Here is a 13,627-nt window from a genome sequence, read left to right as displayed (position 1 = left end):
ACGCCAGGTGCTTATACGCAGCCCGGTACCCAGCCTTCCACCAATATGCCTTCCACCAATATGCCTTCCAGCAACATGCCCTCGTCAGGAGGCTACGCGCCTGCAGCGCCGTCAACGGGTACACAGCAGGGCGGCCAGCCTATTTACACGAACCCTGGGGCTAGGCCGCAATAATAGTAGCGGCTATAGCGATGTGGCTTTGAAGGTATCGCATTGAGCGGGATCGCCGCTTTTAAAGCCGCGGGTGAACCAGCGTACGCGCTGAGCGGAGGTGCCATGAGTGAAGGAGTCGGGCACGACATAGCCTTGAGACTGCTGCTGCAGCCGGTCATCGCCGATGGCGGTGGCCGCGTTCAGGGCTTCTTCAATGTCGCCTTGTTCGAGTGTGGCGCGCTGAGTGTCTGAATGTTTTGCCCAGACTCCTGCAAAGCAGTCGGCTTGCAATTCGACTTTGACTGACAACTGGTTGGCTTCTGCAGGACTCACCCGGCGGCGCATTTGGTCGATCTGGGTGGTTACCCCCGCTAAGTGTTGAACATGATGGCCGACTTCGTGGGCAATGACATAGGCTTGGGCAAAATCGCCGGGTGACTTCAGTTCTTGCGCCATTTGTTGAAAAAAGCTCAGGTCGAGATACACCTTGCTATCGCCGGGGCAGTAAAAGGGACCCATGGCTGACTGGCCGGTTCCACATGCCGTTGGCGTGGCGCCGCTGAACAGGACGAGCTTTGGTTGTTGATAGGCGCCCCAGCCTTGTTGCTGGAATATCGCATCCCAGGCGTCTTCGGTATCGGCCAGCACCTTCGATACAAAGCGGGTCTCGGCAGTAGGTTGGGCCGTAGGGCCGGAGCCGTTGTAAGATGCTTCGGTGTCGGTGGGTTCGACCATGTTCTGCAGCACCACGTTGGGGTCGACGCCAAAATAGATGGCGACCAGGGCCAGTACGATGGCGCCAAGGCCAACTTTGCCTCGCCTTGCGCCAGTCATTCTTTGGCCCCGGCGATCTTCAATGTTATTGCTTTCGCGTGAATTATCCAGGCGCATGGCTAGGCTCCTTTGAGCGTTTTGTTGTGTTGCCGGGGTTAATAAAGGCCGGTTCGTTGTACTACGTATTGGCTGAATTTTATTGCCTATGACGGTACGGAACCTTAAACTCACTCATCAAGAATGTTAGGATACGTTAAATGGCCCAAATTTTTGTCGTCCACCCAGAAAATCCCCAACCCCGCTTGCTCAAGCAAGCAGGGCAGTTGCTGGCCGATGGCGGCCTGGTGGCGGTGCCAACCGATTCCAGCTATGCCATAGTGGCGCGGCTTGATGACAAGGCAGCTGCCGACGCATTGCGCCGCCTGCGCGGCCTTGACGATCGTCATCACCTTACCTTGTTGTGCCGCGATCTCGCTGAAATCGGTCATTTCGCCCGTGTGGACAATCGGCAATATCGTTTTCTGAAAATGGCGACGCCTGGTCCGTGGACATTTATTCTGGAAGCCACGCGCGAGGTTCCGCGTCGGGTATCGCACCCGTCGCGCAAGACGATAGGCATACGGGTTCCCAACCACCGTGTGACGTTGGCCCTGATTGAAGCCGCTGGTTCGCCCCTGATGTCGACCACCTTGATCCCCGAAGATGAAGACGAACCGCTGAACGATGCCCAAGTCATTTTTGATCGTTACGCCAACCAGTTGACCGCCGTCATCGATGGCGGGGCATGCGCGCTTCAGCCTACTACTGTTATCGACCTGACTGGCGAAGCGCCGGAAGTCGTGCGGCGTGGCCAAGGCGATCTTTCCGCCCTTGGCCTGGCATAAAGCGAACTATATTGCTGTTTTACGGCCTTACTTCATATTGGCCTGCCCGTGGTGCGGGTGAGTATTTGCGCGGAAACTTATGGAATCACTGATACAGGCTATTACTATTTATGCTTTGCCGGTCCTGTTCGGGATTACCTTGCATGAAGCAGCGCACGGATACGTGGCTAGAATGTTCGGCGACCCTACTGCCTGGCAAGCGGGGCGTATCAGCCTGAATCCTATACGCCACATTGACCCCATGGGCACGATAGTGGTGCCCTTGGTGCTCTTGTTCAGCACCAAGCTGCTGGGCGGTGGTGGTTTGCTGTTTGGCTGGGCCAAGCCGGTGCCTGTCGACTGGAGCCGCCTGCGTCGTCCTAAACGCGACATGCTGTGGGTCGCTTTGGCTGGGCCCGCATCGAACTTGGTCATGGCCGTTATCTGGGCGATAGGTTTGCGTATCCTGGCTGAAACGGGGGCGACATCCAGCGACTTCTGGGTGCAAATGACCATAGCCGGCATACAGGTGAACCTGATCCTGATGGCCTTGAATTTGGTGCCTTTGCCACCGCTGGACGGCGGGCGCATTGTATTCAGCCTGCTGCCGGATCGCATGGCGTGGCAATATTCCAAGATCGAGCCTTATGGCATCGTTATATTGATAATTCTGATGTTGACCGGGATTCTTTGGACGGTCCTGCAACCTTTGTTGGCGTTCGGCCAGTTAATTGTTAATTGGTTCTTATAAACTCCAACGCTTATCCGGTAAACTTGTAGGTTAATTTAGGTAAGTTCACCATTTTGGTGAGTTCGAGGAGATCATTCCTATTATGGCAAACGCGGATTCTGCGATTTCAATTCTTCAGGGCAGCATGGTTGCCCTGGTCACACCCATGCATCCCGATGGCAGCCTGGACTTTGACTCCTATCGAAAACTGATCGATTGGCATGCAGCCGAGGGCACTGACGCTTTGGTGGTGGTTGGCACGTCGGGCGAATCGCCCACAGTCGATGTCGAAGAGCATGCAGAACTGATCAAGGTCGCTGTCGAACACTCCGCTGGACGTTTGCCCGTTATCGCGGGTATTGGCGGGAACTCCACTGCCGAAGCCATAGACCTTACCCGACATGCCAAGGCAGTCGGCGCGCAGGCCGGGCTGTCGGTGGTGCCCTATTACAATAAACCCAGCCAGGAAGGCCTGTACCAGCACTTTCGCACTATCGCCGAAGCGGTTGACTTGCCTTCTGTGTTGTATAACGTGCCAGGCCGCACGGTTGCAGATATGTCCAACGACACGATCCTGCGCTTGGCCCAGGTGCCTGGCATTATCGGTGTAAAAGACGCCACTGGCGATATCGCGCGCGGTGCCTTGCTGGTGCGTGATGCGCCTGCCGGCTTCGCTGTGGTCAGCGGCGACGACGCCACGGCGGCGGCGTTAATGCTGTTGGGTGGTCGTGGCAATATTTCGGTTACGGCCAACGTTGCGCCCAGGCTTATGCACGAATTGTGCGTTGCCGCCGTAAACGGCGACGTGGCCCTGACGCGTCAGCTTAATGCAAAACTGGGTACATTAAATAAAGTACTGTTTGTCGAATCCAATCCGATACCCGTTAAATGGGCCGTGGCCGAAATGGGCCTGACCAAACTGGGCTATCGCTTACCTTTAACCTCCCTGCACGAGCAGTATCACAGCGTGGTGCGCAACTCGTTAAAAGAAGTGGGCTTGATCTAAATGATAAATATGCGTATGAACAAACGCTGTGTCGGCTTTACACTAAGCTTGAGTGTGTTGCTGTTGTCGGGCTGCTCGGCCATGAACCAACTGATGGGCAGCGAAGAATCGGTTGACTACAAAAGTACCGTCGCGGGTGACCCGTTAAGCATTCCTCCCGATCTCACACAAGCTAACCGGGACGCCCATTTCCGCGCCCCTGAAGGCACGGCTACATTAAGCCAGTATCAGCAAAACCAGCAGGCCCAGCAAAACGCCACGGGTAGCGGTGTGCTTCCCGAAACCAGCGGTGTATCGGTCATGCGTGATGGCGATATTCGTTGGCTGGTGGTCGACCAGCCCGCTGACACGGTGTATCCAAAAATAGTCGAGTTCTGGGGTGACCAAGGTTTTACACTGCATTCGCAAGACCCTCGTACAGGCCTGATGGAAACCGACTGGGCTGAAAACCGCGCGAAGATTCCAGAAGGCTGGATTCGCAGCGCACTGGGCAGCATTATCGATCAGGTATTCGATAGCGGCGAGCGCGAGCGTTTCCGGACACGAGTCGAACGCGTCAATGGCAAGACTGAAGTCTATATCAGCCATCAGCAAATGGTCGAAACACCCACGCCGGACGGCGCTGCATTCAAATGGATATTCGGTAAAGAAGATCCGGGCCTGAACGCTGCCATGCTGGCGCGCTTGATGGTTTTCCTGGGTACTGATGTCAAGACTGCCCAAGACAAGGTGGCGCAGGCTGAAAAAGATGCCGACCAGCCCCAGATCACGCAAATGTCTGATGACCAGCAGGCTGCAATTACTTTGGGTGAATCTTTTGACCGGGCATGGCGCCGCGTAGGCGTCGCAATTGATAGCGCTGGTTTTGCTGTTGATGACCGCGATCGTTCCTCTGGCGATTATTTCATTCGTTATCTGGATAGCGACTCGGGCGATAAAATCGAACAGCAGAACATTATCGGACGTTTGTTCGGTGGCAAAAACACGGCTGCGGCAACACCGTACCGCATTCATGTTGCCGATCAAGGTTCAGGTTCGATTGTGACCGTTCTTGACCAGAACGGCCAGGTTCAGAATACTGGCACTGCCAAACGTATTCTTACAGTGCTGTCGACTCACATGGAAGCGAAGTAACTTCCTGACTGGCTATGCTGGTGCCAAACCATTGCAGTTTTGGCGCCAGCGCAGTCACTTCACCTATCAATAGCAGCGACGGCGACTTGAAATCATGTTGCCTGGCCTGCACCGCCAATTCATCCAGTTTGCCATGCAGTACTCGCTGATTCATGCGAGTGCCGTTTTCTATTAGCGCGAAAGGCGTGTCGGCCGCGCGGCCGTGTGCGATCAGGCGGCCGGGTAGCCAGTCAAGTTGGCTGATGCCCATATAGAAAGCCAAGGTCTGTTTTTCCCGAGCCAAGGCCGCCCAGTCTTCGGGGGTCGTATCCTTGCTGAAGTGCGCCGTGCTCAATCGTACGGACTGGGCGTGATCACGATGGGTCAGGGGGATGCCCGCATACGCGGCACAGGCCATGGCGGCTGTAATGCCGGGTACCACTTCGTAGTCAATTTCGTGCTGACGCAAGAATTCCAGTTCTTCACCGCCGCGGCCGAATACAAAAGCGTCGCCGCCCTTGAGCCTGACGACAAACAGACCTTTGCTGGCGTGTTCAAGCATTAGTTGGTGGATGCGCTCCTGGGTCGCGTGGTGATTCTCACCCGGTGTTTTGCCGACGCATATCTGAGTGGCGTCGCGACGCGCCAGTTCGCGTATTTCGGGGCTGACTAATCGATCGTAAAGAATGATGTCGGCTTCGTTCAGGGCGCGCAAGGCATGCAAGGTAAGCAAGCCCGGGTCGCCCGGACCTGCGCCCACCAGGACGACCTTGCCCTTTGCTGGCGTCGGCGTTTGCGCGAGTTCTTTTTCCAGCGACTGCTCGGCAAGGAGAGGTTGTTGTCGGCGCAAGGCGCCGGCTACGGGACCATCCAGCAGCCAGTCATAGAATTCCCGGCGGCTTCGCATGTTGGGCCGTGATTGCCGTATGGCAGTGCGGTATTTGGCGGCCAATGCTACCAGCGGTCCCAGAGAGTGATCGAACAGGGTTTCGATGCGCTCGCGAACACGGCGTGCCAGCACGGGGGCATGTCCCGATGATGATATGGCAATCGTCAATGGGGAGCGGTCTACGATGGACGGTACCTGAAAGGTGGAAAGCTCGGGATCATCAACGACATTGATAAACAGCCGCTTTTCAGTAGCGAGCCCGGCAATCAGCCTGTTAGTGGCTTTATCGTCGGTGGCTGCTACCACTAGCCAGATGTCATTCAGCCAGTCGGGCTCAAAGCCCCTCGGTATAAATTGAATGACGTCTTGTTCATGTAGTTGTTGCAGTTCAGTTGTTGCTTCGGGTGCGCCAACGGTTACCGCAGCACCGCAAGCCAGCAGGCTTTTTACTTTTCTTTCGGCGACGGCCCCGCCCCCTACGACGAGCACACGGCGGCCTTTAAGATCGGCAAATAAAGGAAATAATCGCATCGGATTCAGGTGACGCTATCAAGAACAATAGGTATCAGGCGTTGTGACGGAGCAGGTATGGTTTTGCTGCGTACAAGATAGTCTCCGAATTTTTCATCCGTCTGGCGATTCTTGGCATAAGCATCAAACAAGCCATCCAGCGTGCTGAGTATCTCTGGTTCGGCAATATTTTCGCGATACGAGATATTCAATCGTTCGCCTGTAAAGTCAGCCCCCAGGCGCAGGTCGTAGCGGCCCAGAGCTCGTCCCACCAAGGCGATTTCCCCTAGATAGGGACGAGAGCAGCCATTAGGACATCCCGAAAGACGCAGCAGAATAGGGGCGTCGGTTAAGCCGTGTTTAGCCAGCAGCGCTTCCAGCTTGGGCAGCAGAATGGGCGCGTAGCGTTCGCTTTCGGCCATGGCCAGGCCGCAAGTGGGCAGGGCAACACAGGAAATGCTGTGGCGTCGTATGCCGCTTTGATTGATATAGCCGTCAAGGCCGTAGCGGGCTACCAATTCATCAATTTGAGCCCGGTCTTCCGTGGCAACATTGGAGATGACAAGATTCTGGTTACAGGTTAGACGGAACTCGCCTTTAAGTATCTTGGCAATTTCACGCACGCCGGTTTGTTGCAAGCTGCCTTCATGGTCCCACAGCCTTCCCGACTCGATGTACAAGCCAAGATGCCACTGGCCATCTTCGCCTTGGGACCAGCCATAGCGGTCGCCATTCTGGTCGAAGTGGTAAGGGCGTACTGGCTGCAATGTGAAGCCGATGCGTTCTTCGAGCTGGGCCTTGAACCAGTCCAGGCCGCGATGATCCAGCGTGTACTTCAGGCGGGCGTGCTGGCGTTGTTCGCGATTTCCGTAATCGCGTTGCAAGGTGACGACACCTTCGGCTACGCGAATAAGCTGTTCTGGCGGAACAAACCCTATCAGGCTGCCCAGGCGGGCGTAGGTGGTGTCGTCGCCGTGCGTGGCGCCCATGCCGCCGCCGATGGCGACGTTAAAGCCTTGCAACAGACCGTTTTCGATAATGGCGATCAGGCCCAGATCCTGCGCAAACACGTCAGCATCGTTGGTTGGGGGAATGGCGATGCCCATTTTGAATTTACGGGGCAAGTAGGTGTCGCCGTAAATAGGCTCTTCTTCGGGCTCATCCGTGATCTTTTCGCCGTCGAGCCATATCTCGTGATAAGCCCGGGTACGGGGTATGAAATGGTCAGACAGCTTCTGGGTCCATTCCTGCACTAGCTTGTGCTGGCTGGAAAGCAGGGGGTTGACGGAGCTGACAACCTGGCGATTGACGTCGCCACAGGCGGCGATGGTGGTTGCCATGGCATTGTGTATGGCTTGCATCGTGGCTTTCAGTTCGCGCTTGATGACGCCATGCCATTGGAAGGTTTGCCGCGTGGTAATGCGCAAACCCCGGCCCGCATAGGTCGATGCCAGGTCGTCGAAGGCCAGCCATTGGGCAGGCGTAATGACGCCGCCGGGAAGGCGGGCGCGAATCATGAATGAGTAGGCCGGCTCCAGCTTTTGCTTGCGCCGTTCGTCACGGATATCGCGGTCGTCCTGCTGGTAGCTGCCATGGAATTTAAGCAGTTTGTTGTCGTCGTCGCTGATCGCGCCGGTTACAGGATCATTCAAGCCTGCTTCGATGGTGCCGCGCAAATGGCGGCTATCTGCTTTGACCTGTTCAAGGTGCGAGAGGGTAGTGCTCATGAAAATCCTGATTAGTAAACGTCGCGGGCATAGCGGCCTTGTGCAGCCAAATCATCCAGCCATTCCTTGGCCTGGGTTTCATCCAGGCCGCCCTCGTCTTGCGCAATGCGCAGCAGCGCCTGGTGTACATCCTTGGCCATGCGTGTGGCGTCGCCGCATACATACAGATGCGCACCGCCTTGAAGCCAATCATATACGTCGGCGGCCTGCTCAAGCAATTTATGCTGTACGTAGACTTTGTCGGCCTGGTCGCGAGAAAAAGCGAGATCCAGCCGGTTGAGATCGCCGTCTTGCAAGGCGCGTTGCCATTCGGTTTGATATAAAAAATCGGAAGAAAAATGCGGATTGCCAAAGAAGAGCCAGTTGCGGCCGGTGGCGTCGTTGACGCTGCGTTCCTGGACAAAGGCGCGAAATGGCGCTATTCCGGTGCCTGGACCGACCATGATCACGTCGCGCGAGTTGTCGGCAGGCAAGCGGAAGCGTGTATTTTCTTCGATGAAAATGGGTAATTTATCGCCCTCGGCAAGCTGGCTCAGGAAGTTGGACGTTACACCCCAACGGTCTTCACCTTCGTACTCGTAGGCAACATTGGCCAATGTCAGGTGGACTTCGGACTCGACAGTGCTCTGGCTAGAGGCAATGGAATACATCCGTGGGGTCAAGGGCCGCAACGTCTTGACCAAATTTGGCGCTGTCCATTTGGCGGGATAGGTTTTGAGCACGTCTATGAGTTGCCGTGATCCCAGGAAATCTTTCAGCGTGTCGATGGCATCAGCGTGTAATAGCGCTTTCAGGGCGTCGCTGGCTGCCAGTTCCGCATGGGCGATCAAGAAGGGCTTGGTCAGTTGGGTCAGCTCGCGATGATGAGTCAACCACTCTTTCACGCTGTGCGTTACCTTGTTGATCTCTATGACTTCGTCCCCATCCAGTTTCAACTCGGCAATGATGGCGTCAACCAGCGCGGCCGATTGACGAGGCCATACACCTAGCGCGTCGCCTGGCTGGTAGCTCAGTTGGCTGCCTTCCAGCGAAATTTCAAGGTGCCGCACGTCTTTATCGCTGCCACGGCCTGTGACAGGTTGATTCAGCAACAACTCGGCCAGAAAAGGTTGGTCGCGGGAAACTTTGGCGGCTTTGGGATGCAGGGGCGTGACGCTGGCGCTAGGGACATCGGCTTGTTTCAGTGTTTTCTGAGCCAGCGCGACTGTGGCGTCCTGCCAGGGCAGGGCAACAGTTTCAATGTCCAGGTCGGCCGTACCCAAATCATGGATCCGTTGGGCGCCTAGTTCTGCCAGCCGCGTATCGATAGTTTGGGCGATGCCGCAAAACAATGGATAGCTTGAATCACCCAACCCAAGGACGGCATATTTCAACTGCGGAAGCTTGGGTGCGCGGCGGCTGTTCAGAAATTCGACGAAGGCCAGGGAATCATCGGGCGGGTCGCCCTCACCCTGGGTGCTCATGACGATATACAGCAGATGCTCGTCTTTGAGTTCGCGCGTGGTGTATCGGTCGGCGCGCACCAGGCGTGCGTTCAGGCCTAGCGTCGTGATCCGTTCCGCCAGTGTTTCGGCAATGCGTTTGGCGTTGCCGGTTTGGCTGCCGTACACGATGGTCAGCTGTTTGGCAGTGCTGGGAGCCGCAACCGCGCTGATGGCCGGCGGGGCGCTGCGCTGGCCTTGTCTACCTTGTTCAACGCCCGCGAAGTATCCGGATAGCCAGCTTAAGGCATTGGATTCCAGGCCGTCTGTGAGCTCGGTAAGCAGCTTGTGTTTGGATTCGGGCAAGTAGGAAGGTGCCAGCATTGCGTACTCAATATGGTTCAGGATTGGACCATTCTAAGTAGCTTGCTGGCTGGGACGAACGATAAGCTTCTTATTTCTTAATTACTTATAAGCTTATGCAGTGAATGAGTTATATGGATTTCAGTCTTTTATCTCAATATTTTTTTATTTTGTGCTTACGTTCATTTCGATTTTTGGTTTTTTAGCGCTTTAGTCGATATGGTGCAGCCATCCTTCCAACTGCCATTCATTCAACATTCGTAACTCTTTTTGCTTCAGTTTTGTCGCCTTATCGCTTCCGCACAGCAATTCGCGTGCGTCGGCCAATTGGCGCAAACGGGATGATGCGGGGATAGGGGCGACTTCGCCATTGATGAATAATTGCTTGTCGCGATACATCAGCCGGGTGCAACGATCCAGTACCAGTTTGCCTGTGGTCGGCATTGCCACCGTTAAATCGAGGTCTTCGTTGCCGGGCTCGAAATACGCATTGGCCGGCAGGTCGGTTAGCCATTGGCCCAGGAAGCGGGTCGCCAAGTGCTTGTCGAATTTGACTTTGGCGATGGCGTCGACCGTTGCCTTGAGCAAGGTATCAGGCAGTGCAGCCGGTGTGGTGGTGGCGTCTGTGTCCGGATCCTTGAATGTCGCGGATAGCGACGGGCCTGGAATGACGGGATTGGCATACAAGCCGCCAAGATCGCCGAGGTTGGCGAGAATCTGGTCGTTGGCTGTTTCCAGCATGCCACAGGCCAGTGTAGCCAGGGTGGGTGCGCGAAAGCCGATGGAAATGGTCATGCAATTGCCTATTGCCACGCCGTCGTGTGCGGCATGGGGAGGCAGGTACAGCATATCGCCGGGTTCCAGCACGAACTCTTCTTCAGCTTGAAAGTTTTGAAGAATTTTCAGTGGCAGGCCGGGTTCGAGTGTCAGGTCTTCTTGCTGGCTGATGCGCCAGCGTCGCTGGCCGTGGGCTTGCAGCAAAAAAACGTCGTAGCTGTCGAAGTGGGGGCCTACGCCGCCACCGTCGGTGGCAATGCTGATCATGGCATCGTCCAGCCGCGCGTCGGATATGAAGCGAAATTGCCGCATCAGCGCTGCGGTCGCATCATCGTGCAAGTCTACGCTTTGCGCCAACAGCGACCAGTTTGGCTTGCTGGCGGCAGGGAGGCGATCGAAAGGGCCGGTCTTCATGTTCCAGCCGTTTTCATCTTGCCATATTAGGCGCGACTCGACTTCTTCACGCTTGACCAGTTGCTTGATGTTGGCAATGGATAGCGATGGCTTGAACCCCGGGATGGCCTGGCGTATTAATAAAGGCTTGCGCTGCCAATACTCGCGCATGAAGTGCTGAGGCGAGATGCCGCCCAACAAAGTGAGGGGCTGATCGATCTTCATAAATGCTCTTTACGTAAACGGTACAACACATCCAGAGCCTCACGGGGCGTGAGCTGGTCGGGGTCAATCGCGGCAAGCGCTGATTGTAATGCCGACTCGGTTTCCTGGTCGGTATCGACAGCATCCGGGTACAGATCGCCGATCGTGTCGGATTCTGTCTCGGCGCCTGCCGAAAATAAATCCAATTGGGGAGTAGGCGCACCTTGGGCCTCTAGCCGCGATAGCTCCTTGCTGGCGTGGCGGATTACTGCAGCGGGTATGCCGGCGCGTTGCGCTACTTGGATCCCATAGCTGCGGCTGGCCGGCCCTGCCTGGACTTCGTGCAGGAACACGATTCCGGTGGGGGATTCAGCGGCGGCCAGATGGACGTTGGCCGCCGCCGGCGCTTCAGCGGGCAGGCGCGTGATTTCAAAGTAATGCGTGGCAAACAGAGTAAGCGCCTGGTTGTGGGTCAGCAGGCGATAAGCAATGGACCAGGCTAAAGCCAAGCCATCATAGGTGGATGTGCCTCGGCCGATTTCATCCATCAGCACCAGGCTTTGCGGCGTGCTGGCAGACAGGATCGCAGCGGCCTCTGTCATTTCCATCATGAAGGTGGAGCGTCCGCCTGCCAAGTCATCGGCAGCGCCGATACGCGTGAATATCCTGTCGATCTGGCCAACGCTGGCCGTGTTGGCGGGAACAAAGCTGCCTGTCCTGGCCAGCAAGGCAATCAGCGCTATCTGCCGCATGTAGGTGGACTTGCCGCCCATATTGGGGCCGGTGATCAGCAACATGCGCCGTTGCGGACCCAGTTCGCAGTCGTTGGGCGTGAACCGCTCGATGCTGTGCTCGACGACGGGGTGGCGACCCGCTTCAATGATGATTTCATTGTTGTCGGATAGTTGCGGTGCAATCCAGTTATTCAATTGGGCATGCTTGGCCAGCGCGGCGAGGGCATCGATTTCAGCCAGGGCAGAGGCACATTGCGAAAGTGCAGGCGCATACAGTGCGAACTCATCAAGCAGAATTTCGAACAGATATTTTTCACGTGTCAGGCTGCGGTCCTTGGCAGACAATACTTTGTCTTCCCAGGTTTTCAATTCAGGGGTGATGTAGCGTTCGACGTTTTTCAGTGTTTGGCGCCGGCGGTAATCGGCGGGTACTTTGTCTGCCTGGCCGCGTGAAACTTCGATGTAAAACCCATGCACTCGATTGAACTCGACACGCAAGTTGGTAATGCCTGTACGCTGGCGTTCGCGCGCTTCGAGCTCAAGCAGGAATTCACCGCTGTCGCTGGCAAGACGCCGCAGTTCGTCCAGCTCTTCGTCATACCCAGGCGCAATCACACCGCCTTCGCGCACCATTAACGCAGGTTCGGGATCGATAGCGTGATGCAGCAGGCCCGCGATATTCGGGTCGATATCGATGGCTTGTATGAATGGAGCGAGAATCGACTCAGCGTGAAAGGATTGCTTTAAGTGATCAGATACCGCAGGCAACAGCGCCAAAGCTTCACGCAGGCTGGCCAGTTCGCGCGGCCGAACCGAACGCATTGCAATACGCGTGGCGATGCGTTCCAGGTCGGGGTAGCGGTCCAGCATCTGACGCAAGGTATCCAGCGGTGCTTCGGCATTAAAGGCTTGTCCGCTGGGCGGCGGCGATAACAACACAGAGATGACTTGCTGGCGTGCCAGGACAGGCGCATTGTCGCGCAGCGGATGGTGCAGCCACCGGCGCAGCAGCCGGCTACCCATGGGGGTTTCGCAATGATCCAGCGTGGAAAACAGCGTAGGGCTATCTTCGCCGCTGATGGTTTCGGTCAGTTCCAGGTTTTTGCGGGTAACCGGATCCAGCACGACATAGCCGCCCGCGTGGTCGACGCGTATGGTCTGGATGTGCGACAAAGATTGCGTTTGCGTGCGGCTGACATATCGCAGCAGGGCGCCGGCCGCGCAACTTGCCACCGGCAAGTCAGACAAGCCAAAGCTCGCCAGGGAATCCACCGCAAAATGCTTTTGCAGTACATCGTGCGCGCCGTCGGCTTCGAAATGCCAGTCGGGGATGGCGCTTATGGCGATGCCCGTGTTATGGCCGATGCGGCTGCTTTCCGCGCATACCAGCTCGGCCGGGCCGATGCGGTGCAGCTCGGTTTCCATCATGTCGGGCGAACATTCGCTGACTTTGAATTCGCCATTGGCCAGGTTCATCCATGCCAGGCCTGTACGCTCTGTTCTGTTGATCTTCCCGTTCCAGATGGCGGCGATCATGCGATCCGCCTTGGTGGGCAACAACGCTTCGTCGGTCAGTGTGCCCGGCGTCACGATGCGCATGATCTTGCGCTCTACCGGTCCCTTGCTGGTTGCCGGATCGCCGACCTGTTCACATATGGCGACCGATATACCTTGTGCAACCAACCGAGCCAGATAGCCTTCCATCGCGTGGAAAGGCACGCCAGCCATGGGGATGGGTGCACCGTTGGATGTACCGCGCTTGGTCAGCGTCAGGTTGAGCACGCGCGCGCCGCGTTCGGCATCGCTGTAGAACATTTCGTAAAAATCGCCCATGCGGTAGAACAGCAGGTGCGAACCTGCTTCTTCTTTTAGGCGAAGATACTGCTGCATCATCGGTGTGTGTGTGCTGATATCTGGTCTTTCCATTAACGATCAATATATTGTCGGTCTGCAAGGACTCCTATTGTAGT

The 13,627-nt window shown here is 56.3% G+C and carries 10 protein-coding genes; 4 read left to right on the top strand and 6 right to left on the bottom strand.

The window, feature by feature from the left end; translation table 11 throughout:
- Nucleotides 1-183: 183 nt before the first annotated feature.
- Nucleotides 184-1,044, bottom strand: a complete 861-nt coding sequence (gene ypfJ / locus ABWO67_RS01710; protein ID WP_353146647.1) for a KPN_02809 family neutral zinc metallopeptidase — start codon at nt 1,042-1,044, stop codon at nt 184-186.
- A 140-nt stretch (nt 1,045-1,184) separates the two neighbouring features.
- Here ypfJ and ABWO67_RS01705 point away from each other — a divergent pair, with 140 nt between their 5' ends.
- The 4 genes from ABWO67_RS01705 (at nt 1,185) to bamC (ending at nt 4,660) form a co-directional block, all read left to right on the top strand.
- Nucleotides 1,185-1,811: an L-threonylcarbamoyladenylate synthase gene (locus tag ABWO67_RS01705; protein WP_353146645.1), complete on the top strand. Its 627-nt coding sequence runs from the start codon at nt 1,185-1,187 to the stop codon at nt 1,809-1,811.
- A 79-nt stretch (nt 1,812-1,890) separates the two neighbouring features.
- The gene (locus ABWO67_RS01700) at nt 1,891-2,541 is read left to right on the top strand and encodes a site-2 protease family protein (RefSeq protein ID WP_353146643.1); all 651 of its coding nucleotides are present in this window, start codon (nt 1,891-1,893) and stop codon (nt 2,539-2,541) included.
- 82 nt (nt 2,542-2,623) lie between these two features.
- Complete coding sequence (dapA, locus tag ABWO67_RS01695) at nt 2,624-3,526, top strand: 4-hydroxy-tetrahydrodipicolinate synthase (RefSeq protein WP_353146642.1); 903 nt, start codon at nt 2,624-2,626, stop codon at nt 3,524-3,526.
- Nucleotides 3,527-3,541: 15 nt separating this feature from the next.
- A complete protein-coding gene (bamC, locus tag ABWO67_RS01690; protein ID WP_502929945.1) occupies nt 3,542-4,660 on the top strand; it encodes an NlpB/DapX family lipoprotein in 1,119 nt (372 codons plus the stop codon).
- Here the strand turns inward: bamC and cysG are convergent.
- The 5 genes from cysG to mutS form a co-directional block, all read right to left on the bottom strand.
- Entirely contained in the window at nt 4,626-6,059 is a 1,434-nt protein-coding gene (gene cysG, locus ABWO67_RS01685; RefSeq protein WP_353146638.1) for a siroheme synthase CysG, read from the bottom strand. The genes bamC and cysG overlap by 35 nt on opposite strands.
- Before the next feature lie 5 nt (nt 6,060-6,064).
- On the bottom strand, nt 6,065-7,765 hold the full coding sequence (cysI, locus tag ABWO67_RS01680; RefSeq protein ID WP_353146636.1) for an assimilatory sulfite reductase (NADPH) hemoprotein subunit: 1,701 nt from the start codon (nt 7,763-7,765) through the stop codon (nt 6,065-6,067).
- A gap of 11 nt (nt 7,766-7,776) precedes the next feature.
- A complete protein-coding gene (locus ABWO67_RS01675) occupies nt 7,777-9,570 on the bottom strand; it encodes an assimilatory sulfite reductase (NADPH) flavoprotein subunit (protein ID WP_353146634.1) in 1,794 nt (597 codons plus the stop codon).
- Between the two features lie 189 nt (nt 9,571-9,759).
- Nucleotides 9,760-10,944 carry a JmjC domain-containing protein gene (locus ABWO67_RS01670; RefSeq protein WP_353146632.1) on the bottom strand — a complete coding sequence of 395 codons (1,185 nt, stop codon included), beginning with the start codon at nt 10,942-10,944 and terminating at the stop codon, nt 9,760-9,762.
- Nucleotides 10,941-13,583 carry a DNA mismatch repair protein MutS gene (mutS, locus tag ABWO67_RS01665; RefSeq protein ID WP_353146630.1) on the bottom strand — a complete coding sequence of 881 codons (2,643 nt, stop codon included), beginning with the start codon at nt 13,581-13,583 and terminating at the stop codon, nt 10,941-10,943. The genes ABWO67_RS01670 and mutS overlap by 4 nt, the downstream gene beginning before the upstream one ends.
- Nucleotides 13,584-13,627 lie beyond the last annotated feature (44 nt).

Origin of the sequence: Pollutimonas bauzanensis, from assembly GCF_040393045.1 — a bacterium.
Classification (GTDB): domain Bacteria; phylum Pseudomonadota; class Gammaproteobacteria; order Burkholderiales; family Burkholderiaceae_B; genus Pollutimonas; species Pollutimonas bauzanensis_A.
The sequence above is the reverse complement of the archived record's forward strand: the minus strand, read 5'-3'. Positions and strand labels throughout refer to the sequence as shown.